Source organism: Streptomyces sp. NPDC058674, from assembly GCF_042716505.1.
Taxonomy (GTDB): domain Bacteria; phylum Actinomycetota; class Actinomycetes; order Streptomycetales; family Streptomycetaceae; genus Streptomyces.
Genome location: NZ_JBHXSC010000001.1, coordinates 127,642 through 149,725, shown reverse-complemented (window position 1 = coordinate 149,725; position 22,084 = coordinate 127,642). Strand labels below are relative to the sequence as shown.

Here is a 22,084-nt window from a genome sequence, read left to right as displayed (position 1 = left end):
CCCTGCGGGGACAACCCGGGCCGGGCGCGGGATGCCGGGACGGCGCCGCCCCGGGAGGCGGGTGTCGGGCCCGGGGACCTGCGCGGGGGGCCGGCCGGGAGGCCCCGGCGGGCCGGCCGGCGGCCGATCAGGCACCGCTGCGTGCCCCGTCGGCATCTGGTACAACACCGGGCATGACGGGAACGGGATTCGAGATCACCGGTGCCGGCGCCGCCGACTTGGAGCTGATGCGCGACTGGGCGGAGGAGGAGGGCTGGAACCCGGGTGACTCGGACCGGTTCGCCTTCGCGGCCGCCGACCCCGAGGGCTTCCTCATCGGCCGGGTGGACGCCGAACCGGTGGCCTGCATCTCCGCCGTGCGCTACGGGGCCGGCTTCGGCTTCATCGGCTTCTACATCGCCCGGCCGGCCTTCCGCGGCCAGGGGTACGGCATCCGGCTGTGGCGCGCCGGGACGGAACGGCTGCGCGGACGGCTCGTGGGCCTGGACGGGGTCGTGGAACAGCAGGACAACTACCGCACGTCGGGATTCCGTCCGGCCTGGAACAACATCCGTCTCGAAGGGGTCCCGGACGGACTGGGCGCTCTCGACGGCGCCCCGGTCCGGGGCGGTGTCGAGCTGGTGGACGCCGCTTCGCTGCCGTTCGGTCAACTCGCCGCGTACGACCGGCGCTTCTTCCCCGAGTCACGGGACGCCTTCCTCTCCGCCTGGACCTCCCTGCCCGGCCGGACCGCCCTGGCAGCCGTCCGTGACGGCCGGATCGAGGGCCTCGGCGTGATCCGCCCGGCGGCCGGGCCCTCCCGGATCGGACCGCTGTACGCCGCACACCCGGACGTGGCGGCGGCGCTGCTGCGCGCCCTCGCCCGGCACGCCCCCGGCGGACGGATCGCGGTGGACGTGCCCGACGCCAATCCGACGGCGACGGCCCTCTTCGCCGGCCTGGGCCTCGTCCCCGGCTTCGAGACCGCCCGGATGTACACCGGACCGCCCCCCGCGCTCGACCTCGCCGGAACCTACGGGGTCACCAGTCTCGAACTGGGCTGACGCGGCACGGTGGTTGCCCTGCCCGGCGCAACGCCTCTTCGTCGGTGTCCCGGCGGGGAACACCATGGCGCACCTGCTGCTGCTCCTGGCTGCCGTGGTTCCGGACGGCGGTCGCACGGCGCCGCCCGGAACCACGCCCAGGACCCGGTCAGAAGCCGAACAGCACGCCGGTGGCGCTGTCCAGGCCGCAGGGGTTGCCGAAGGTGTACGTGTAGCTCATCCGGCGCCCCTCCCACACGCCGACGGCCGTGACCGTCATCGGATTCCACTCCCTGGTACACGCGGTGTCGGCGGCCGGTGCGGCGAGCACGTCCAACCGGTTCCGGTTGGCGCGTATTTCGGCGCACGCGCCGGCCGGGTCCGGGTGCGTCCCGCCGGGCGTCGGCGCGCAGACGAGGGTGACGGCGCGCAGCACCGTACCGGTGGCGGCGTTGTCCCCGGGCGTCACGGCGAGCACGATCGCGGACGGGGCGAACAGGCTCGTCGTGCCGGACGGGGCGGCGTCCGCCGCCGCCGGCCAGGCCAGCGCGGTGAGCGCGGTGAGCGCCATGGCGGTGGAACCGAGCCCGAGACCCCTTGCGATGGACCGCATTGCGAACACTCCCTTGGGTTGGTGTTTCGGATAGCGGACAGAGTCTTGCCCAAGGCCACTCTGAACGCCCGTCCGCACCCCCATTTCACGTCACCGATCGTGTGCGGATGACCGCAGACCGCAGCGGTGCGGCCGACGCTGACCTGTACGGCAGCCAGCCGCCGAATCGGCCGAACACCGACGTGTGGAGGTGCCGGAAACCTTCGCGGCACCGCGCCGGAACGTGCCGAGCCGCTCGGGACGGGGCCTCGGCGGCCCCTGCGCGACCGTGACCGGACGCCCCTCGGCCCGGGCCCCGGCACGATCTGGCGTAGGGCCCGGCCCGGGCGTCAACCCGCGGCGAGGCGCGGCGCGTACAGGTCGATGAGGCGGGTACGCGTCTGGTGCAGCCGCACGGCCAGGACGCGCCCGACCCAGTGCCCCACGGCCGATCCGAAGGCGGGGTCGGTGTCCATGAGCATCCGGATCGCCGGGGCGTCGAACTCGTACGCCCGCACCGGCGTCATCGCCTCGGCCGCCAGCTGCCAGACGTACGGCGGGAACAGCCAGGACCAGCCGACCAGCTCACCGGGGCCCAGACTCTCCACGGGCGCGGGCCGTCGGCCGGGCACCGGGATCTCCAGGGTCACCGTGCCGGAGCGCACGATCCAGAAGGACTCCGCCCTGCTGCCCTCGTCGAAGATCCGCGCCCCCTCGCGGAAGTGCACCTCACGGGCCTGGGACATCAGCCGGCCGCGATGCTCGGTGGACAGGACGGCGGCGATCCGGATGGGAGAAGGTGTGCTCACGACGGCCTCCGATCACGACCCCCCGGGTGGCTCCTGGTCATCCCAGTGTCGCCGACACCCGCCCGTCCGGGGCGGTCGCGTACCGTCCTTCTTCCGGCGCCGCCCGGGAGGCCGGCGGGCGCGGTCGCGCCTACTCCTCGGCGCCCGCCTCCAGGCAGGCCAGCTCCATCGCGTCCAGCACCGCCTCGTGGCTGCGCCGGCTCAGCTCGGCGACGTTCTCGATCTGGGCCGTCGCCCAGGCCGCCAGGGTCATGGCCAGCACGCGGAGCCCGTCCGTGCCGTACTCGGCCAGGATCGAGTCCGCGACGATCATCGCGTCCTCGGGGACCTGCTCGGGTGGTTCGAGACCCGCGAGCCCGCGCAGCATGGTGAGGGTGCGGCGGGAGATCTCCGGTGTCATCCTCGCCAGCCGCATGTCTTCTTCGTCGTCCATCAGCCCACCCTTCGGTGCCGTCCCCGTTCCCAAGGCACCGTAGAGGCAGGCGGCGCCGGCGCGGGGCGCTTTCGCCAGGGTGACCCCGGGTGGACGGGTGGTGGCGGGGGGTGCCGGTCGGCGCGATCCGGACCAGGACGTGACGAATCCTTTCTTTACGCCGCGGCCGTACTCACCGCTCCCGGGCGGTGTGCTCGCCGACGGCGCCGCGCAGGAGGCCGGCGGCGTCCGCGTGGCCGCCGCGTACGGCCCACTCCAGGGGGGACATCCCGGCACCGTCGTCCTCCCGCAACCCCGGATCGGCTCCGTGCGCGAGCAGCTCGCGCACGGTCGCGGCGTCGCCCCAGGAGGCCGCCGCGCACAGCGGAGTGCCGTCGGCGGGCCCACCGCTCGCGGCGTCGGGGTCCGCGCCGCGCGCGAGCAGCATCCGCACCAGCGCGCTGTGGCCCGACACGGCCGCCGCGTACAGCGCGGTGGTGCCCTCCGCGTCGGCGTCGCCCGGCTCCGCCCCGGCCCGGAGCAGCGCCGCCACCCGCGCGCCGTCACCCCGCCCGGCCGCCGCGACGAGCTGCTCCGAGAGCCCCTTGCGCACACGTCGTTTCACGGCCCGCATCCTAGGCCCTGTCGTCAAAGTAGCGCCGGTCAGGCCCGGCCCACCGGTCCGCCGCCCGGACCGGGCCGACGGGAGGGATGCGGCATCCGATGTGGCATGCGATGTGCCAAAGGGGATGAACTGACGGCGGACACGCCATAAGGTGCGCCCGTACGCATGGTTGCGGACAGCTTTCCGGCTGTTTTCGGCCATCGCTCGGCTGGCCGGGTTCCACGGCCACACCGCACACCGAACTGGGGGGTTCATGCGTAGATCCAGAAGCCTGGCAGCCGCTCTCGCCCTTGCCCTGGCCGGAACCGGCGCCACCGTCGGCCTCGGCCTCGTCCCACAGGCGGCGGCGATCACCCCGCCCGTCGCCTTCACCGCCGACGCCCTGCCGACCTGGCAGCCCAACGGCGTCGTCTGGGCCCTCGCCGAAGCGGGCGGGAAGGTCTTCGTCGGCGGCACCTTCTCCGTCGTACGCCCGCCCGCGGGGGGAGCCGGCAGCGAGCGGCCGGCCGTGAACTTCGTCGCGCTCGACGCCGCGACGGGGGCGCCGACATCCTGCGCGCTGTCCTTCACCGTTGGCGGCGGCACCGCCACCGTCCGCGCCCTGACCCTCTCGCCCGACAAGCAGACGCTCTACGCGGGCGGCTACTTCGGCGCCGTCAACGGCACCCCCGTCTCCAGCGTCGCCGCCGTCGACGTGGCGACCTGCACCGTGAAGACCGGCTTCCGCCCGGCCTTCGCGGCCACCGTCCGGGCCCTCGCCGTCACCGGCGACACCGTCTACGCGGGCGGTGACTTCCTCACCGTCGCCGGGCAGCAGCGCCGGCGCTTCGCCGCGGTGGACGCGGATGACGGGACGCTGCGGCCCTTCACCGCCGACGCCGACGAACCCGGTCGCGCCATCGAGGTCACCCCCGACGGCGGCAGGGTCCTCCTCGGCGGGGACTTCTTCACCGTCAACGGCACGGACACGCACGCTCTGGCCGTCGTCGACGCCACCAGCGGCGCGCTCGCCAAGACCTACCCCGGCTTCATCGAGACCAACTCGGTCGTCAAGGACATCGCCACCGACGGCACCGGCTTCTACACCGCCAACGAGGGCACCGGCGGCGGGGTCTTCGACGGCCGGATCGCGCTCGACCTCGACGACCTCGGGCAGCGCTGGCGCGACACCTGCCTCGGGGCCACGCAGGCCGTCCTCCCGTACCAGGACGTGCTCTACAGCGCCTCGCACGCGCACGACTGCTCCAGCGTCGGGGAGTTCCCCGACGGCCAGCGCCACCACCTCCTCGCGCAGCCCACGAACGGCACGGGCAAGCTGGGCTGGGCGCCCGACACCAACGACGGCATCGGCGAGGGCATCGGCCCGCGGGTGATGGCGGTCGGCTCGGCGTCCGGCGTCCGGTACCTCTGGGTCGGCGGCGAGTTCACCACCGTCAACGGCGCGGCGCAGCAGAGCCTGACCCGCTTCGCCTCCACCGGGGACACCGGCGCGCCCACGGTGCCGGTGGCGAGCGCGGTCAGCTTCAAGCCGGGGGAGGCCCAGGTGCGCTGGCGCACCAGCCTCGACCTCGACGACAGCGCCCTCACCTACCGGATCCACCGCAACGGCTCGGCCACCCCGATCGCCACGGTCGGCGCCGACTCGCTGTTCTTCCGCCGCCCGCAGGCCTCGTGGACGGACACCACCGTCGCGGCGGGCCAGTCGTACACGTACCGGGTGACCGCCACCGACGCAGCCGGCAACACCAGCGCCGCGTCGGGCTCGGCGTCCGTGACCGTGCCGAGCTCGCCGGACGCCTACCCGAACCAGGTCCGTACCGACGGAGCGCAGCAGTACTGGCGCTACGACGAGTCGACCGCGCCCTTCGCCGCCGACTCCTCGGCGAGCGGCAACCGCAGCGGCGTGCACCACAACGGGCCCGCCCTGCGCCAGTCGCCCGGAGCGGTCTCCGGCGCCAGTACGGCGATCGGCTTCGACGGTACGGACGCGCAGGTGTACGGGGACAAACGGCTGACCGTGGGCAGCGCCTACACCATCGAGACCTGGTTCAGGACGAACACCACCCGGGGCGGCAAGCTCGTCGGCTTCGGCAACAACCAGGACCGCGGCAGCAGTCAGTACGACAAGCACCTCTACATGACGAACTCCGGGCGGCTGGTCTTCGGCGTCTACAACGGCGCCTTCCGCACCGTCACCACCCCCGCCGCCTACAACGACAACACCTGGCACCACGTCGTCGCGACCCAGGGCCCCGGCGGGATGGTCCTGTACGTGGACGGCGTCCAGCGGGGCACGCTGAACGCCACCACGCACGAGAACTTCTCGGGCTACTGGCATGCGGGCGGCGACAACCTCAACGGCTGGCCGGACCGGCCGACTAGCGACTACTGGGCGGGCCAGCTCGACGAGACCGCCGTCTACCCGACCGTCCTGAGCGCGGCGCAGGTGCAGAACCACCGCGCCCTCGCCTCCGCCCCGGCCGACTCGGCGGTGGACGTGACCGCGGCCGAGGACACCTACGCCAACGCGGGCGCGCCCGGCACCAACTACGGGACCTCGGGGTCCCTCGCGGTGCGGGGCAGCTCCTTCTACGCGAGCTATCTGCGCTTCCCGCTGCCGGCCGCGCCCCCGGGCACGGTGCTCAAGTCGGCCGTCCTCGGCGTGAAGACGAGCACGATGAGCGGGGCCGGCACCGCGGACACCGTGTCGGTGGTCCCGGTCACCGGCGCCTGGACCGAGACGGGGACCACGTACGCCAACCGCCCGACCCTGGGCGGTGCGGTGCTCGGCAGCTTCGCGGGCGTCCCGGACGGCTCCGCGGTGCACACCACCGCGCTCGACACCCAGGCCGTGGCCGCGGCCCTGGGCACCGGCTACGGGCTGGCGCTGAGCAGCGCCGGATCCGACGCGCTGTGGCTGTGGTCCTCCGAGGCGCAGGCCAACGAGGGCACGCCGCGGCTGACGTTGACCTTCGGCGCGCCGTAGCGCCGTGCCGCCGTGGCGGCGCAGGGCCGCGGAGCCGCACCGCTGAGCGGCACGGGGAGGGCGCGGACCGCTGCGGTCCGCGCCCTTTCCCGCGCCCGCGCGCCTGCGTCCGTGCCCGCTTCGACGCCGGTCGCGCCTCGCCGGCCGCTACCGCTGACGGACCGCGTCCTCGCCGCCGGCGCCGCCGCCCGCCTCCCAGCGGACCTCGCCGTCCTGGCGGTACGGCGTCGGGTGCAGCCCGCAGGCGGCGGCGACCGCCGCCGACGCCGCGTGCCCGGGGTGGACGTGCGCGACCAGACGCCCGACCGGGAGCCCCGACAGCCAGCCCGCGAGCGCGCGGGCCGCCTCGGTGGCGAACCCCCGGCCCTGCCAGGGAGCACCGATGACCCAGGCGAGCTCGGCGACGTCCCGCGCCGGGGTGAGCGTGGCCTGGACGGTACCCACCAGGCCTCCGCCCGCGCGCAGCCGCACCACCCAGTTGGCCCAGACGACGGCCGGGTCGGGGGAACCGGCGCAGAGCCGCTCGTACCGGGCCAGCAGCGCCTCGGGCCCGAGCGGGGCACCGCCGGTGAAGGCGTACAACGCGGGGTCGGCCAGGACGGAGGCCATCTCGGCGGCGTGGGCGGGGAGCAGCGGCAACAGGTCGAGGCGGCCGGTCGCCAGAGCCACGGGCCGGACGGCGGGCAGCACGGGCGGGACGGCGGGTGGCACGGGCGGGACGGCGGGTGGCGCCGGACGCACCTTGGCGGCGGCGCCCGCGCGCGGCACCCCGTCCACGGCGAGGCAGATGCCGAAGATCCGGTCCCGACCGGTCCAGCCGTTGGTCCGGCCCCGGTTGCTGCCGATCCGCACCCGCCGGCGCGGACCGTCCACCGCGGACACCAGATGCAGGTACACCGTGTCGCAGACGCGGGCCAGCACGATGTCGCCGACCTCCACCAGCGCCGGCTCGACCGGAGCCACCCGCACCCGCTGCACGCTGCGGATCAGCGGCGCCAAGGAGCCGCCGGACGGTCTGAACTCCACGGTCTCGCCCAGGCCGGTGCGGTCCGCCATCGCTTCGAGCATGCCCATCGGGCGAGTGTGCCCCGGCGGGCCCGGGGCCGGACAGCGGTTTTCCACCCGCCGCCGAGGTCAGCGCGGAGCCTCCACCTCCAGGAAGCGGCGCCGACGGGGGCCGCGGTAGAGCAGGCACACCCATCCCAGCCCCTCCAGCACGGCCGCGCACGCCGTCAACCGCTCCTGTTCCTCCCCGGCGGCGCCCCCGCCCGGCGGGCCGGTCCAGGTCACCTCCGCCCGCCCGGGGCCGGCCCCCGCGGCCACCCGGTATCCGGTCCGTGTCCGACGGCCACCGGAGTCCACGGCCGACGGCGGGAGCCCCGCCGCCTCCAGTACCAGAGCCACGGCGCGCGGCGCCTGCCGCACCTCCCACAGCGCGGGAACCGCCTCCCCCGCCGGTCCGTTGACCAGGCGGCGGATCTGCAACAGCCCCTCGTAGGCCGTCCGCAGCCCGGCCCCGTGCGCCGCCGGCGGCTCCGGACCGTCTCCCGTCGAGGGTTCGAAGCCCTGCCCGGGTCCCGCCATCACCCATCACCCCGCCCCGCCGTCCGAGTGCTTCGTGCGTATGAGTACCTCGTGCCCAACGGCCTGAGTATCCGCCCCGATTCCCCGGCGCACCTCCGCTGGTCGAATGGGGGCATGACCTCCGAGGCCCCGCGCGGTACGACGCCCCGCCCGCACTTGCAGCACGTGACCACCGCCGGCACCGCCCTGGCCGTGGCCCTGGTACCGCTCGTGATCGGCGTCCTGCTCGCGAAGGGCCTGGCGGCCGACCCGATGACCCCGGTCAACGCCCTGATCACGGGCGGCGGCCAGCGGGCCGGACTGCCCCGGGCCGAATGGCGCCGCCGCGGCCACGACACGATGCGCCGACTGCGCACCGTGCGCCGCGACACGGTGCGCCGCTGCGCCCACGTCCGGAACCGCCACGCCTGACCGGCGGGGCCGACAGCCCCGGCCGCCGCCCGGGGCGGCCGGTCCGGGGCGGTTGGCCGGTCCGGGGCGGTCGGCCGGTCCGGGGCGGTCGGCCGGTGCCCGTCAGCCCGTGACCGTCAGTCCGAGGCGAGCAGCGGCTCCTGGAGTTCGGTGACCCACCGGTCCCGGTCCTCCGGGCAGGCGAGGGTCAGCTCCCGCGCGTACCCCGCCGACCGGTGGCCGTGGGCGTCGATCCACCGCGCGAGGGCCTGCGAGGTCGGCAGTACGCCGTCCATCGAACCCCGGTGCACCACGGTCGCGGCCCGCTCCACCGCGGGCAGGGTGACGATCCGCACCCCGCCCCCGAGGTGCTCGGCGCGCACCCCGGCCGCGACCGGCAGCCCCGCGTGGACCAGGACGGCCCCGGCCCGGTCCTCCGGCTCGGCGGTCGAACCGGCGCGCCCCGTGGGGCCTGCGCCTTCACCGGCCGGAGCCGCGGCATCCGGAGCGGCACCCCGAGCGGCATCCGGAGCGTCCTCGTAGCGGGCGATGCCGGGCCCCGTCGGGACCACGCCCGCTTCCTCCATGCGGCGGCACAGCTCGCCGTACAGCGGCCCGATGACCGGGCCGATGTCCTGGGGCGCGTAGCTCTCGGCGATGCCGGTCAACTGGGCGAGCCGGACGGGCGGGAGGCTTTTCACGACGATGTCGTCTGCAGGCATGGAACCCTCGCTCTCGATGGTCCGGAGCCTCGCCTCGACCTGGACCAGCCGGGCCGCCGCGGCGGCCGCGGCGGTCTCCAGCTCGGCCTGCCGCAGCCGCAGCATGCCGCGCAGCTCCTCCACGCCCAGCCGCTCGTCGAGGATCGCCCCCACCTGGTCGAGGCTGAAGCCGAGTTCCTTGAGCGCGATGACACGGTTGAGGCGGGCCAGCTGCCCGGCCTCGTAGAAGCGGTAGCCGGTGAAGGGGTCGACACGCGCTGGGCGCAGCAGTCCGAGGGCGTCGTAGTGACGCAGCATGCGGACCGACACCCGGCCGTGCTTGGCGAAGTCTCCGATGGTGAACATGATGCTCTCCAGTGCAAGGTCTGACACAGGGGGAGAGTCAAGTCCCGGCCGTTCCCTCCCAGGTCAGCGACCGTACTCCCGCAGGCACAGGTCGACGATCGACGGGGGCACGGCGCCCTCCGCGGCCGCGCACAGCTCGTCCACGCCGGGGGGCGGGACCGGCTTGCGGCGGGCGTGCGGGGTCGGCGCCCCGTGCGGGCGGGTCCGCCGGGGCGCCGTCGGCTTCGCGGGCCGGTCGGCGGGCGGCCGGCCCGCCTCGGCGGCCCCGCGTACGGCAGGAGCCGCCGTGGCCGGGAGCGGCCCGTCGGCCGCCCGGGCGGGGAGCCTCCCGAGCGGCAGGGCCGGCGGCGCGGGCGGGGGCGCCGAAAGGTCCGCGGCGCCGACGGGCGGTACGGGGCCGCGTACCGGAGCCGGGGTCCCCGGCGCCACGGAGACACAGCCGGCGGTCGTGAGGAGCGCGAGGAAGGAGAGGGGCACGGCCCGGAGCAACTGCATCCGACCACCCTGCCGTACGGCCGCGGGGCCGGCGCCCGCCCCTCACGCTTCCGGGTGACGCGGACCGCAGCGGGGAACCGGCCCCGCCGGCGCGACCGGTCCGCGGGCGCCGCGCACGATCGGGCGGCCGGAGCCGGGAACGTGCCGGTACGGCAGGGGCCGCCGCGGGAGGTGCCCGACGGGAACGTGCCGGTACGGGGGCGTCCGGTGCGCGGGGAATCGGCAGAACCGTACGGGTGACGGCGCAGGCGCGACCGCCGTTGCCCGCCGCCCCGTTCGGGGGAGCGGCACTGGTGCCACCCCCTTTCGACGCGGTCGGTCAGCGGGGTGTGCGGCCTCGTCTCCACGGTTGCCCGGCGCCGAGGAGATCTTCCGGGTTCCGGAGGAAGACCCGGCCTTGCCCTCGGCTTGCGCATCGGCGACACCGACCTCGGGCGGGTGGCCGAGGCGAACCAGGGGACGGGGGCGGCGTCGCGGATCGCGCTCGGCATCGGTGTCGACGACGTCGACGCGACGCTCAGCCGGTTGGAGGCGCTGGGCGGTTCGGTGCGCGGCGGCCCCCACCGCATGCCGTGGGGCCCCAACCCACCGGCCGGCCTGCGGCGGAGGGCCCGCGGTGACAGAACCGCTGGATACGGGTGGATCGGGCGTCCGGCTTGACCCGGGGCATCCCGGGGGGAAAGAGTGCGCCGACCGAGCACACCGCTCGCGCCGCACTTCGGAGATGCCCCAGATGTCGATGCCCGTCCCGATATCCGTCCGCGGACCGCTGGCCCCGGTCCCCGCCCCGGCCGCGTTCGCGGGCACGTCCGGCACGTCCACGTCCGGCACGTCCGGCACGTCCGGAGCGTTCGCGGCCGGGATGCCGTCCGCCCTCGGGTGGTCGGTCGGCTCCGGGCCGGCGTTCGGCTCCCGGCCCGTCCTCCCCCCGGCCCCGGGGGACGCCGGGGAGGCAGGACCAGTCGGGCCCGCCCACGGCACGGCCGCGGTCGCCCGGCGGCGCAGGGCCTGACCGGACGGGTGGGGGCCCGGAGCGGCAGTACCGCGCCGCCCCGTCCCGCCCGGAGACAACCATGTCCCACGACTTCGATGAGAGCCGGACCGTGCCCGACGACCGCCTGCTCGTACGCCCCTACGTGGCCCCACCGGCGGCGCCGGCGCCCACGGCCCCCTCGATCCCCTGGGCCCCTCCGGCGCCTCCCGTGCCCTCCGACGGCCGGGCACGCCCGACGGGGCCGGCCTGGCCGCAGAGCGGGCCCGCTGCGTTCCCCGGACCGCTGCCGGTCGGCGGGCGCCCGTCCGGCCCCGCCGACGCCGCTGCGGCCCCGCTGCCGGTTTCCGGCGCGGGTGGTGAGCGCGACAGCCGGCTGCCGTTGGCCGTCCTCGCGCTGCTTGCCCTGATCGCTGCCGGGGTCCTGGTGCTCGTGCTCGACGGTCCCGAGCCGGAACCGGTCCGGGCGGCGCCCCCGGGGATCTCCGTACCGGTCCTCCCGCAGCGCAGCCCCGACGCCGCCACCGGCGAGCCGGCGGCCGGGACCGCGCCGGACACCGCACCCGGTACGGAACCCTCGTCCTCCGCCGGAACCCCGTCCGCGTCCGCATCCGCCTCCGCCGGGCCTGGGCCGGCCGCGCCCCGGGGCGACAAGTCGACACCGCCGGCGCGCCCTTCGGTCGAACACCCGTCCCGCGCGGACGACGGGACCCTGCGCCCGGGGGACCGCGGAGCCGAGGTGAGCGCGCTCCAGGAGCGGCTCTACGGGCAGGGGTTCACGTACGTCTCCGTCACCGGCGTCTACGACGAGCGGACCCGGCGCGGCGTGGCCCAGCTCCAGAGGGACCGGAGCATCAAGGGCGACCCGAAGGGCGTCTACGGCCCGGCCACCCGGGCGGCGTTCGGCTAGTGCTGTGACCGGAAAGGTTCACCGGGTCGCGGCGCCCGGCACGGCACCTCGCCGCGTTGTCGGACCGCACACGTACGTCCAGTACGAGCCGCGGCCCTCCGCCTTGCGATGCACCGCACCGGACACCGCGCCCCGGCAAACCTTTCCGGTCACCGCACTGGGGCTGTCGTCAAAGTCCCGCCTGGCCCGCGACGCCCGGCACCGCATCCGGCCGCGCTGTTCCGGGCGTGGCCCGGCCGCCGGGAGCGCCGTCGGGCGCGAGCAGTGCGAGCGCTGACACGGCCGGAATCGAACCGGGTGGCACCACACCGCTCTTTCGGGGTTGTTCGGCGCGCCGAGGATGGGCACACGCGGCAGGGACCGGGAAGCATCCCGGCCCGCGGACGTGGACGCGCACCACGATCGCCGTGCACCGAGGAAAGGACCTGCCATGTCTCGTTCGTCCCGACGCTCCGCCCCGTCCCACCGGTCCGCCGCCCGCCGCCCGCTGTGGCGCCCGCTGGTCGGCGTGGTCGCGGTCGGCGCGGCCACCGCCGTGTGCGCCGCGGTCGTGGGCGGCAGTGCCAACGCGGTCGTGGGCGGACAGGACTCGACCGACAGGTACCCGTTCATGGTGTCGATCCCGCTCGCCGTGGAGAAACCGGACGGGAGCACCCTCACCGCAGTGTGCGGCGGCACGCTGATCGACCCGGAGTGGGTGGTGACCGCCGGGCACTGCGCGCTCGACGGGAAGACCGCCCACCCGACCGGAACGGTCCGCGTCGGCAGCGACAGGCGCAGCTCGGGCGGGACGGTGCGCACCATCGTCGAGAAGGTGCGCCACCCGCGCTACGACGGCGGCGGCGACAAACGCGCCTTCGACGACATCGCCCTGCTCCGCCTGGACCGCCCCGTCACCCGCCAGGCACCCATCCGCATCGCCGACCACGCCCCGCGGATCGGCGCGGCCACCCGGATCCTCGGCTTCGGGACCACGGCCGAGGCCGGCGGACCCGAGGACTGGAAGTTCGCCGAGCGCCTCCAGCAGCTGGACACCCGCAGGGCGCCGGCCGACCGGTGCCTCGACATCAACACCGCGGGCGAGCTGTGCACGACGAGCCGGGTCCCGGGCGCCATGGCGTGCAACGGTGACTCCGGCGGTCCCCAGATCCAGCGGATCGGCGGTCGCTGGCAGCTCGTCGGCGCCACCTCCGGCGACGGCGACCACGAGGTGAACGGCAACTGCGGCGGCGGTCCCGGCATCTGGACCTCCGTCCCCGCGTACAAGCAGTGGATCACCGAGACCCTCGCCGCGCGCCGCTGACCCGGCCGACACCGGCACCGGCCGCCAGACGCCACCCGCCCCCGAGGTCGTAGGGTCGGCCTCCCCGACCCCGACCCGGCCCCGACCCCGACCCGGCCCCGACCCCGACCCGGCCCCGACCCCGACCCGGCCCCGACCCCGACCCGGCCCCGGCCGGGCCGGCCGCGCACGCCGTCGGCGCCCGTCCGCTCGGCCGGTGCCGACGGGCGCCGACGGCGTGGCCGTACCGTCGGCCGTAGCACGGGAATAAGCGCTGGACCAGTTGAATCGCGGGACGGAGAGTGGGGGTCGCCGACGCGCGGTCCGACCGGCCGGGCGCCGGACAGACCGTCACGTACGAGGAGCCTCACATGTCGACCTTGCGGGTCACCGCCGAAGAGCTGACCGTCCACGAGCACCCCAACGCGGACGCGCTGGAGCTGGCCCAAGTGGGCCTCTACCGCGCCGTCGTCGCCAAGGGGGCCTACCGGACGGGCGACTTCGCCGTCTACATACCCGAGCAAGCCGTCCTGCCCGCCGCCCTGATCGAGGAACTGGGCCTCACCGGGCGGCTCGCGGGTGCCTCCGCGGACCGGGTCAAGGCGGTCCGGCTGCGCGGCGAGCTCTCGCAGGGACTCGTCTGCCGGCCGCGCGCGCTCGCCGACGCCGACCTGGCGCGGGCGGCGAAGGAAGGGACGGACTTCGCGGAGCTGCTCGGCATCACCAAGTGGTCCCCGCCCGTCCCCACCACCATGGCCGGCGACGTCGAGTCCGCCCCCGACCTCATGCCGTGGGTGGACATCGAGAACCTCCAGCGCTATCCGGACCTCTTCGCACCCGGCGAGCCGGTCGTCCTCACCGAGAAACTGCACGGCACCGCCTCGCTGTTCACGTACGTGGCCGACGGCGGCCGGTCGCTGGTCTCCTCGAAGGGCTTCGGCTCGAAGAACCTGGCGCTCAAGGAGGACGAGCGCAACCTCTACTGGCGGGCCGTACGCGGCCACGGCGTCCCGGAGGTCGCGGCGGCCCTCGCCACCCGGCTCGGCGCGACGCGGATCGGGATCTTCGGCGAGGTCTACGGCGCCGGCGTCCAGGACCTGCGGTACGGGACCGACGTGAGCACCGCCGACACACCGCCCGCTTACGCGGTCTTCGACGTGTCCGCCGAGATCGACGGACACGTGCGCTGGCTGGACCCGGCGGTTGTCCTGGAGGACGGGGAGCTGCCGCTGGTACCCAGGCTGTACGAGGGCCCGTACGCGCTCGACACGGTACTGGAGCTGGCGAGCGGCCGGGAGACGGTCTCGGGCCGGGGGCTCCACCTGCGCGAGGGGGTCGTCATCAGGCCCGCCGTCGAGCGGCACAGCCCGGTGGTGGGCGGCCGAGCCATCGCGAAGGCCGTCAGCCCCGCGTACCTGACCCGCAAGGGCGGTACGGAGTACGAGTGAGCACGGCGGTCGCCAGCCCGGGCCGACGAAGCGCCCGGCCGCCGGCGGCACTGCCCGGGGCCGGCCGTCGGCCGTGCGGCCGTGCTGTTCGGGGCGGCCGCCCACGACATCGGCACGGCGCTGCACACCGACGAGCTGAGCGGTCCGGGCTCGGCGCATGTGCCCGCCGGGCGCGAGCTGCGGCTCGCGCCCGGCTTCGCCCCGCGCAGGCCCGGTTCGCCGCCACCCGCGCGCGGTGGAACGGACCGGGCGGGACCGTGGAAGTAGAGACTGGCTCACCAGGTGGGGCGGATCGGCCCCGGTGCTGTAAGGCGGGTCAGGTCGGTGACAAGTTCACTGAAGCGCGCCTCGCCCAGCGCCTCTTTCCATGGTGCGACGGCAGCTCGGGCCGCCTGGTCGGCGGCGCGAGTGGCGGCCCAGCCGGCCTCGGTCAGTCCCAAGAGCCGGGCGCGGGCATCGTGGGGGTGTGGATGCCGCACCACGTATCCCTTGCGGACCAGCTCCTCGACCAGCTGGGCGGCGGCCTGCTTGGTCACCCCCAGGTGCTCGGCCAGGTTGGCCGTAGTGGCGTCGCCCAGGGAGATGCGGGCAAAGGCGAAGCCGTGTGCTGGCCGCAGGTTCTCGAATCCCTGCTGGGACACGCGATCGTGGATCTCCTGCACCAACTGTCCGGAGAGTGCCAGCACGAGTGCGGAGAAGGTCAGAGCGTCATCCATGGACTTGACTATAACTCGTCAAGCTGCTTGTCTTTATGGACAAGTTTCTTGTCTATAAGGAGGCTGGCATGCCCTTCATCCGAAGTGACGAGGCCGTCGTGCACGAGATCCACGGCGCCCGCTTCGTTTCCTACGTCCGTCCGGGCACGGGCAGCCGGGACCTCGCCGCCTGGCGCGGCGAGATCCCGGCCGGAACGGTGGGTCCGGCCCACATGATCAGTCACGAGGAAACGTTCTACGTTCTGTCCGGTCACCTCCGGCTTACCATCGGCGGCGAGAGCGCCGAACTCGGCGTCGGCGACGCAGCGGTGGCTCCGGCAGGCTCCGAGCTGGCGGTTGCCAATACCACCGACCAGCCCGCGCACATGTGGGTCACTACACGTGTCGGACTCAGCGCCAAGCTGGCCGATGGCAGCACCATCACGCCGCCTTGGACTCATTAAGCCCACAGCGGGCCGGTGGTCACGCTTCCCGGATCAACGACGCCTCGGTCACAACCGAACCGTCCACCTTCTGCTGCTGGGTGAGGGTACGTACACGCACGAAGTAGTGCAGACCCTGCACGCGGCACGGGGGCGCTCCAACGCACGCATCGCCCGCGAGACGGGCCTGCACCTGGATACGGTCCGTGCCTGGCGGGGTCGGTTCGCCCATGGCGGGCTGCCGGCCCTGGCCGACCGCAAGCGCTCGGGGCGCCCCGCCCGTTTCGCTCCCGTGCAGGTCGCCGAGGCCAAGGCGCCGGCCTGTCAGTTACCGCAGAGACCGGCGTGCCATTGTCGCGCTGGTCCTGCCCGGAGCTGGCTGCCGAGCTGACCGCGCGCGCCATCACCGATACCGTCTCCGCGTCCACGGTGCGCCGCTGGCTGCGCGAGGACGCGCTCAAGCCCTGGAAGTACCGGTCCTGGAGCTTCATCCGCGACCCGGATTTCCGAGCCAAGGCCCAGCGTGTCCTGGACCTCTGCGCCCGCACGTTCGAGGGTGCCCCGCTGGGCGAGGACGAGTACGTCCTCTCCAGCGACGAGAAGACTTCCGTCCAGGCCCGCTGCCGCCGTCGCCCTGACAGCCTGATCAACCCCCGAAGGACTTCCGGAGCCAACCACTCAGCTCTCGTGCGCACCTGACAACGGGCCTGTGGCGCAGGGGCGTTGACACGCGCGAAGGTCCGCCTCGATCATGTCGGAGAGCGCTCTCCCCATGCTCTCGGCACGCGCGGCGAAGGAGTCGATCGGGATGGACGACGGCGACGAGGTCCGGCTCGCGGACACGCTGGACCTGGACCTGGAGCGGTGCGTGCGCCTCCTGACCGGCGCCGACACCTGGCACACCGTCGCCGAACCGGCCGTCGGCCTGCGCCGGATGACCTTCTCGGACGGCCCGGCAGGAGTGCGCGGACCCGGTTGGGACGAGGGGTCGACCGCCGCCCTGCTGCCCTCCGCCAGCGCCCTCGGGGCACTGTGGGACGAGGACCGGGTGTACGGTCTCGGCGCCCTGCTCGGCGAGGAGGCCCGCCGCAAGGGCGTCCACGTCCTCCTCGCCCCCACGCTGAACCTGCACCGGAGCCCGGTCGCCGGGCGCCACTTCGAGTGCTGCGCCGAGGACCCGCTGCTCGCCGGCCGGACCGGGGCGGCCCTGATCCGCGGAATCCAGTCCAGGGGGGTGGCCGCGACCGCGAAGCACTACGTGGCCAACGACTCCGAGACCGAGCGGCTGACGCTCGACGCGCGGCTGGACGAGCGTGTGCTGCGCGAGCTGTACCTCGCGCCGTTCGAAGCCGCCGTCCGGGCCGGGGTCTGGCTGGTGATGTCCGCGTACAACAAGGTCAACGGCACGACGATGTCGGAGAGTCCACTGCTGGCCGAACCCCTCAAGGGGGAGTGGGGCTTCGACGGGGTGGTCGTCTCCGACTGGGGGGCGGGCCGGTCCACGGTCGCCTCCGCGGCCGCCGCCCAGGACCTGCTGATGCCGGGTCCGGACGGGCCGTGGGGGAAGGCGCTGGTGGAGGCCGTGGAGCGCGGGCAGGTCCCGGCCGGGGCGGTGCGGGACAAGGTCCGCCGCCTGCTGCGGCTCGCGGCGCGGGTCGGCGCCTTGGACGGGGCCCGTGCCGGCGCCGCCGGCGGTGAGTGGGCCGTCTGCGGTGATTCCGGCGTCCATGCCGAGTCGGCGGTCGGCGATGCGCCTGCCGTGCACGGTGGCCGGGCCGAGTCGGCTGCCGCGGGTCGTCCGGAGGCCCCGGCACACCGGTCGGCGGTGGCGGCGGCCGCTGCGGCGGACGTGGCGGCGTGCCCGACGGCCCGCGCGCCCGGTGAACCACCGGCCCAACCCCCACCGCCGGTCCCGGCATCACCCCGCGCGGCCCCGCCGGTCCCGGTGGCATCCCGCGCGGTCCCGGCGGTCCCCGCATCGCTCCGCGCGGCCCCGGCGGTCCCGGTGGCCCCGTCCCCCGCCATCCCGGCCGTCCCCGCGGGCCCGGGGGTGTCGGCCATGGGCGCGGATGGCCCGGCCGGTGGTGTCCTCCGCGCCGATCGGGAGGGTGTCGTCCGGCGGCTGTTGCGCGATGCGGCCGCCGCGAGTTTCGTGCTGCTGGAGAACCGGGGCGCCCTGCCCCTGGACCCGGCGGTGCTCACCTCGCTCGCCGTCATCGGCGTGCACGCGGACGAACCCCGGGTCCAGGGCGGCGGCAGCTCGGAGGTGTTCCCGCACGCCGTGGTCACCCCGCTGGCCGGTCTGCGCGCCGCCCTGCCCGCCGGGGTCCGCGTCGCGTACGAGCCGGGACCGCCGCCGGAGGGGGCCGGGGGCCCGGCGCCGCTCGGGGCGCGGTACGCCCGCGACCCCGAGACCGGCGCCCCAGGGGTACGGCTGCGCGTGCTCGACGCCGCCGGGGCCGTACTGCACTCCGCGCACCAGCGCTCGGGCCGCGTCCTGGAGCCCGAGCTGCCCCCGGGCGCGCGCACCGTCGAGCTGGCCGCCGTACTCCACCCCGACGCGACAGGGGAGTGGACCCTGGGGCTCGGGGGCTTCGGGGCGCTGTCCCTGGCCGTGGCCGACGCGCCGCTGCTGAACGGGGAGTTCCCACCCGGGACGGACGACCCGGCCGTCGTGCACGTCCGGCCCCCGCAGCACACGGCCCGCGTCCACCTCACCGCCGGCCGGCCGGTCCGGGTCCTCGCCCGCCGCGAGCTGGCTCCAGGGACCGGCCGGGCCACCGTCCTGACCGCCGCCCCGCCCCTCCCCGACCCGGTCGAGGCCCTCGCCGCGGCCGTGGCCGCCGCCCGTACGGCGGACGCCGCCGTCGTGGTCGTCGGGACCACTGAGGGCGCAGAGTCCGAGGGGTACGACCGACGGTCGCTGCGACTCCCTTCACCGCAGGACGAGTTGGTGCGGGAGGTCGTCCGCGCGAACCCCCGCACCGTCGTGGTGGTCAACGCCGGCGCGCCCGTCGAGCTGCCCTGGCGCGGCGCATCCGGCGCCGTGCTCCTCACCTGGTTCCCCGGCCAGGAGGCGGGCGGCGCCCTCGCCGACGTCCTCCTCGGCCGCACCGAGCCCGGCGGCCGCCTCCCCACGACCTGGCCCGCCGCCCTCGCCGACGCCCCCGTCCGCACCACCCGCCCCACCCGCGGGGTCCTCCCGTACGAGGAGGGCCTGCACGTCGGCCACCGTGCCTGGCTGCGCGAGGGGAGTGCCCCCGCTTACTGGTTCGGCCACGGACTCGGCTACACCACCTGGGAGTACGAGCACCTCGGGCCGCCCCAATCGACCTCCGAGGGCTACGAGTTCCCCGTCGTGCTGCGGAATACGGGCGCGCGCCGGGGCCGGGAGGTGGTCCAACTGCACCTGTCCCGGCCGGACTCGGCGGTGGAGCGGCCGGTGCGCTGGCTCGCCGGGTGGGCCTCGGTGGAAACGGGGCCGGGGGAGCGGGTGACGGCGTGCGTACGGGTCTGCGGGCGCGCCCTGCGGCACTGGTCGGCCGAGTCCCGCGCGTGGGTGCGGGAGCCGGGCCGGTTCACCGTCCTCGCGGGCCGCAGCGCCGGTGACCTTCCGCTGCGGGCGGCCCTGGAGGTCTGAGGAGGAAGGTCCGAGGCGGGGCGCTACAGTGCCGCCATGGACACTGGGGGGCGTACCGGAACGGGAACGGGCGCGGTGGCGGGGGCTGCCAGGGCCGGGGGAGCGGCGGGCGGGGCGCCGACCCTGGAGGACGTGGCCCGCGCCGCCGGGGTGTCGCGCGCCACGGTGTCCCGCGTGGTCAACGGGGTGCGCAACGTGGACCCGGCCATCCAGGAGGCGGTCCGGCGGGCCGTCGCCACGACCGGGTACGTGCCGAACCGGGCGGCCCGCTCGCTGGTGACCCGCCGGTCGGGAGCGGTCGCGCTGGTGGTCTGCGGTGCGGGCTCCGGATCGGACGCCGGCTGTGACGAGCACGCGGCCGGGATCTTCCAGGACCCCTTCTACGGACGGGTGGTGAGCGGCGTGCTCCGGGCCCTGCGGCCGCGCGGGGTGCACCCGGTGCTGATGTTCGCCGACGGGGCCGAGGGCCGTGCCGGGGTGGTCGCCCACCTGGCGCAGGGCGGCGCCGACGGGGCCCTGCTGGCCACCACCCATCCTCAGGACCCGCTGCCGGGGATGCTGGCCGGGGCGGGACTGCCAGCGGTGCTGTTCGCGCGCCCGGCGGCCGGGGTGCCGATCGACCACGTGGACCTGCGGCACCGGGAGGGCGGGGCGCTGGCCGCCCGGCACCTGCTGGCGCGCGGGTGCGGGCGGCTCGCCGCGATCGGCGGCCCGGCGGGCGTGCGGGCGAGCCGGGAGCGGCTGGCGGGCTTCGCCGAGGCGGCGTCCGGCCGGGTGCGGGTGGCCGAGGGGGACTTCACCCTCGACGGCGGAGAGCGGGCGATGCATCGCCTGCTGGCCGAGCAACCGGACCTGGACGGGGTGTTCGCGGCCAACGACCTGATGGCGCAGGGGGCGTGTCTGGTGTTGCGCGAGCACGGCCGCCGGGTTCCCGAAGACGTGGCCGTGATCGGCTTCGACGACTCCAGCGCGGCGACGGCGTCCCGGCCGAGGCTGACGACCGTCCGCCAGCCGGTAGAGGACATGGCCGCCGAGATGGTGCGGCTGCTGCTGGACCGGATCGCGGGGACGGGGACCGCGGACCCGGCGTCCGTGCTGTTCTCCCCGGCCCTGGTGATCCGCGACTCGGCCTGACCGAGCCCCGCCCCTTCGTCCGCCGCCCCGGTCGGGCGGCGGGGCTCGCGTGCCGGGCGGGGGTCAGGCGCGGCGGGCCGCCGCCTCGCCGCGGACCTCCAGCGCCGTGCGCCAGCCCGGGGGTTCGGTCTGCGGTTCCGGGGCCGCCCGGCGGCCGCCCGTCGTGAAGAACGCCGACAGCGGGAGGGTGGCCGCGCCGACCGTGACCGCGTCCGGGCCCAGCGAGCCGAGGCTGATGGCGACCCGCCCGGCCGGGTGCCGCAGGGAGTACCGCGTCGCGTGCTCCCGTACCGCGGGCAGGATGTGCGGGCCCAGCATCAGGCCCGCCCAGCCGCCGATCAGGATGCGTTCCGGCTGGAACAGGTTGATCAGGTCCGACAGTCCCGCGCCCAGGTACTCGGCCGTCTCCTCCAGGACCGCGAGCGCCACCGGGTCCGCCGCGTCCGCCGCCGCGAGCAGCGCGCCGAGGGCCTCCTCCTCGGCGGCGCCGTAGGGGTCCGGGCCGCCCCGGGACCGCGGTCCCTCCGGGGCGTCCGCGCGGTCCTCCGGTCCGTCGGGACCCGCCCGGCCCGCCGGGCCACCGCCCTGCTCGGCCCACCGGGCCAGCAGCGACTCCGCCCCGGTGTAGGCCTCCAGGCAGCCCAGGGCCCCGCACCGGCAGCGCCGGCCCCGGACCGAGACCGTCAGGTGTCCCCACTCCAGGGGGGTCCCCTCCGTGGTCCCGCCGTCCGGCGAACCGTCCGTGATCAGACTCGCGCCGACGCCGGAGCCGAAGAGCACGACGACGGCCTCCCGGGCCCCGCGCCCCGCGCCGAACCACATCTCCGCCTGGCCGAGCGTCCGGGCGCCGTTGTCGATGATGTACGGGACCTCCGCGGGCAGTGCCCCGGTGGCCCGCAGCAGCGCCTCCAGCGGCACGGCGTCCCAGCCGATGGTCTGGCCGTGCACCACCGCCCCGTCGGCGGCGTCGCGGTCCACGATCCCCGGGACGCCGACGCCCACCCCCAGCAACCGGTCCGTGCCCACCCCGGCCTCGGCGAGCACGGCGGCGATTCCCGTCCTGATGTGGTCGACGATCGGGCCGACGTCGTAACACCCCCGGGGCAGCAACGGCATTTCGGTGCGCGCCAGTTCGGTGAGCGTGAGGTCGAACAGCTCGACGCGCACGCGGGTTTCGCCAACATCCACGCCGATCATGTGGGCGCTGCCCGGCGCCACGCGCAACAGGGTGCGGGGCCTGCCCCCGTCGGAGTCGACGACGCCCGCCTCCTCCAGCAGTCCGTCCGCGACGAGTTCGCCCACGACGTTGCTGACGGACCCCGAGCTCAGGCCGGTGGCCGGGCCCAGTTCCTGCCGGCTCATCGGCCCGCCGAAGTAGAGCCGCTGCAGTACGGCGCTCCGATTGCCGCGCCGCAGGTCCCGCACCGTTCGTCCGCTACGCCCCGTGGTCATCTGGCCCCTTCCGCAGTGACGTCGGCGTCACTTCGCTCGCAACATACCCTTGCGCGACCCCTTGACGCGACCCTCTGGCGAGGCTTAACTCACGTCCTAAATTAAGG

The 22,084-nt window shown here is 75.5% G+C and carries 24 protein-coding genes; 14 read left to right on the top strand and 10 right to left on the bottom strand.

Translation table 11 applies throughout. The annotated features are described in order from the left end of the window. Nucleotides 1-173 precede the first annotated feature (173 nt). Nucleotides 174-1,043 carry a GNAT family N-acetyltransferase gene (locus ACFWU6_RS00705; RefSeq protein WP_383977095.1) on the top strand — a complete coding sequence of 290 codons (870 nt, stop codon included), beginning with the start codon at nucleotides 174-176 and terminating at the stop codon, nucleotides 1,041-1,043. 148 nt (nucleotides 1,044-1,191) lie between these two features. Here the strand turns inward: ACFWU6_RS00705 and ACFWU6_RS00700 are convergent, their stop codons facing one another. From ACFWU6_RS00700 to ACFWU6_RS00685, 4 genes are all read right to left on the bottom strand, one after another. Beyond that, nucleotides 1,192-1,635: a subtilase-type protease inhibitor gene (locus ACFWU6_RS00700; protein WP_383804340.1), complete on the bottom strand. Its 444-nt coding sequence runs from the start codon at nucleotides 1,633-1,635 to the stop codon at nucleotides 1,192-1,194. 329 nt (nucleotides 1,636-1,964) lie between these two features. Next, nucleotides 1,965-2,423, bottom strand: coding sequence for a Crp/Fnr family transcriptional regulator (locus ACFWU6_RS00695; RefSeq protein ID WP_383804342.1), 459 nt, complete (start codon nucleotides 2,421-2,423; stop codon nucleotides 1,965-1,967). Between the two features lie 130 nt (nucleotides 2,424-2,553). After that, nucleotides 2,554-2,856 carry a hypothetical protein gene (locus ACFWU6_RS00690; protein ID WP_383804344.1) on the bottom strand — a complete coding sequence of 101 codons (303 nt, stop codon included), beginning with the start codon at nucleotides 2,854-2,856 and terminating at the stop codon, nucleotides 2,554-2,556. A gap of 172 nt (nucleotides 2,857-3,028) precedes the next feature. Further along, nucleotides 3,029-3,460 carry an ankyrin repeat domain-containing protein gene (locus ACFWU6_RS00685; RefSeq protein WP_383977092.1) on the bottom strand — a complete coding sequence of 144 codons (432 nt, stop codon included), beginning with the start codon at nucleotides 3,458-3,460 and terminating at the stop codon, nucleotides 3,029-3,031. A 253-nt stretch (nucleotides 3,461-3,713) separates the two neighbouring features. Here ACFWU6_RS00685 and ACFWU6_RS00680 point away from each other — a divergent pair, with 253 nt between their 5' ends. Beyond that, entirely contained in the window at nucleotides 3,714-6,446 is a 2,733-nt protein-coding gene (locus tag ACFWU6_RS00680) for a LamG-like jellyroll fold domain-containing protein (RefSeq protein WP_383977089.1), read from the top strand. Nucleotides 6,447-6,593: 147 nt separating this feature from the next. Here the strand turns inward: ACFWU6_RS00680 and ACFWU6_RS00675 are convergent, their stop codons facing one another. Continuing rightward, nucleotides 6,594-7,133 (bottom strand): GNAT family N-acetyltransferase, encoded by a 540-nt coding sequence (locus ACFWU6_RS00675; protein ID WP_383977260.1) that lies wholly within the window; start codon nucleotides 7,131-7,133, stop codon nucleotides 6,594-6,596. A gap of 447 nt (nucleotides 7,134-7,580) precedes the next feature. Then, nucleotides 7,581-8,030 carry a hypothetical protein gene (locus tag ACFWU6_RS00670; protein ID WP_383804352.1) on the bottom strand — a complete coding sequence of 150 codons (450 nt, stop codon included), beginning with the start codon at nucleotides 8,028-8,030 and terminating at the stop codon, nucleotides 7,581-7,583. A gap of 114 nt (nucleotides 8,031-8,144) precedes the next feature. Between ACFWU6_RS00670 and ACFWU6_RS00665 the strand changes: the two genes are divergently transcribed. Further along, a complete protein-coding gene (locus ACFWU6_RS00665) occupies nucleotides 8,145-8,441 on the top strand; it encodes a hypothetical protein (RefSeq protein WP_383804354.1) in 297 nt (98 codons plus the stop codon). Between the two features lie 116 nt (nucleotides 8,442-8,557). On the opposite strand, the gene ACFWU6_RS00660 is transcribed toward ACFWU6_RS00665, so the two are convergent. Together ACFWU6_RS00660 and ACFWU6_RS00655 are read right to left on the bottom strand one after the other, a co-directional pair. After that, nucleotides 8,558-9,487 (bottom strand): MerR family transcriptional regulator, encoded by a 930-nt coding sequence (locus ACFWU6_RS00660; protein WP_383804408.1) that lies wholly within the window; start codon nucleotides 9,485-9,487, stop codon nucleotides 8,558-8,560. A 63-nt stretch (nucleotides 9,488-9,550) separates the two neighbouring features. Further along, a complete protein-coding gene (locus ACFWU6_RS00655; protein ID WP_383977086.1) occupies nucleotides 9,551-9,982 on the bottom strand; it encodes a hypothetical protein in 432 nt (143 codons plus the stop codon). Nucleotides 9,983-10,390: 408 nt separating this feature from the next. Here ACFWU6_RS00655 and ACFWU6_RS00650 point away from each other — a divergent pair, with 408 nt between their 5' ends. The 6 genes from ACFWU6_RS00650 to ACFWU6_RS00625 all read left to right on the top strand — a co-directional run bounded on the left by ACFWU6_RS00650 (nucleotide 10,391) and on the right by ACFWU6_RS00625 (nucleotide 14,880). Further along, on the top strand, nucleotides 10,391-10,642 hold the full coding sequence (locus ACFWU6_RS00650; RefSeq protein WP_383977082.1) for a VOC family protein: 252 nt from the start codon (nucleotides 10,391-10,393) through the stop codon (nucleotides 10,640-10,642). 73 nt (nucleotides 10,643-10,715) lie between these two features. Further along, nucleotides 10,716-10,994 carry a hypothetical protein gene (locus ACFWU6_RS00645; RefSeq protein WP_383977079.1) on the top strand — a complete coding sequence of 93 codons (279 nt, stop codon included), beginning with the start codon at nucleotides 10,716-10,718 and terminating at the stop codon, nucleotides 10,992-10,994. Nucleotides 10,995-11,055: 61 nt separating this feature from the next. Then, complete coding sequence (locus ACFWU6_RS00640; protein ID WP_383977076.1) at nucleotides 11,056-11,883, top strand: peptidoglycan-binding protein; 828 nt, start codon at nucleotides 11,056-11,058, stop codon at nucleotides 11,881-11,883. Nucleotides 11,884-12,313: 430 nt separating this feature from the next. After that, nucleotides 12,314-13,186 carry a S1 family peptidase gene (locus tag ACFWU6_RS00635; protein ID WP_383977073.1) on the top strand — a complete coding sequence of 291 codons (873 nt, stop codon included), beginning with the start codon at nucleotides 12,314-12,316 and terminating at the stop codon, nucleotides 13,184-13,186. A gap of 350 nt (nucleotides 13,187-13,536) precedes the next feature. Next, a complete protein-coding gene (locus ACFWU6_RS00630) occupies nucleotides 13,537-14,613 on the top strand; it encodes an RNA ligase (ATP) (RefSeq protein WP_383977070.1) in 1,077 nt (358 codons plus the stop codon). An 81-nt stretch (nucleotides 14,614-14,694) separates the two neighbouring features. After that, entirely contained in the window at nucleotides 14,695-14,880 is a 186-nt protein-coding gene (locus tag ACFWU6_RS00625) for a hypothetical protein (protein WP_383804365.1), read from the top strand. Nucleotides 14,881-14,888: 8 nt separating this feature from the next. On the opposite strand, the gene ACFWU6_RS00620 is transcribed toward ACFWU6_RS00625, so the two are convergent. Continuing rightward, nucleotides 14,889-15,329, bottom strand: coding sequence for a MarR family winged helix-turn-helix transcriptional regulator (locus tag ACFWU6_RS00620; protein WP_383804366.1), 441 nt, complete (start codon nucleotides 15,327-15,329; stop codon nucleotides 14,889-14,891). 68 nt (nucleotides 15,330-15,397) lie between these two features. Between ACFWU6_RS00620 and ACFWU6_RS00615 the strand changes: the two genes are divergently transcribed. The 5 genes from ACFWU6_RS00615 (at nucleotide 15,398) to ACFWU6_RS00595 (ending at nucleotide 20,525) form a co-directional block, all read left to right on the top strand. After that, nucleotides 15,398-15,772 carry a cupin domain-containing protein gene (locus ACFWU6_RS00615; protein WP_383804367.1) on the top strand — a complete coding sequence of 125 codons (375 nt, stop codon included), beginning with the start codon at nucleotides 15,398-15,400 and terminating at the stop codon, nucleotides 15,770-15,772. Then, nucleotides 15,738-16,142, top strand: coding sequence for a helix-turn-helix domain-containing protein (locus ACFWU6_RS00610; RefSeq protein WP_383804369.1), 405 nt, complete (start codon nucleotides 15,738-15,740; stop codon nucleotides 16,140-16,142). The genes ACFWU6_RS00615 and ACFWU6_RS00610 overlap by 35 nt, the downstream gene beginning before the upstream one ends. Then, entirely contained in the window at nucleotides 16,097-16,450 is a 354-nt protein-coding gene (locus ACFWU6_RS00605; protein WP_383977067.1) for a hypothetical protein, read from the top strand. Before ACFWU6_RS00610 ends, ACFWU6_RS00605 begins: the two co-directional genes overlap by 46 nt. A gap of 109 nt (nucleotides 16,451-16,559) precedes the next feature. Next, on the top strand, nucleotides 16,560-19,391 hold the full coding sequence (locus ACFWU6_RS00600) for a glycoside hydrolase family 3 C-terminal domain-containing protein (RefSeq protein ID WP_383977257.1): 2,832 nt from the start codon (nucleotides 16,560-16,562) through the stop codon (nucleotides 19,389-19,391). A 36-nt stretch (nucleotides 19,392-19,427) separates the two neighbouring features. After that, on the top strand, nucleotides 19,428-20,525 hold the full coding sequence (locus ACFWU6_RS00595) for a LacI family DNA-binding transcriptional regulator (RefSeq protein WP_383977064.1): 1,098 nt from the start codon (nucleotides 19,428-19,430) through the stop codon (nucleotides 20,523-20,525). 63 nt (nucleotides 20,526-20,588) lie between these two features. Here ACFWU6_RS00595 and ACFWU6_RS00590 read toward each other — a convergent pair whose 3' ends face one another. After that, nucleotides 20,589-21,977, bottom strand: coding sequence for an ROK family protein (locus ACFWU6_RS00590; RefSeq protein ID WP_383977061.1), 1,389 nt, complete (start codon nucleotides 21,975-21,977; stop codon nucleotides 20,589-20,591). Nucleotides 21,978-22,084: the final 107 nt, after the last annotated feature.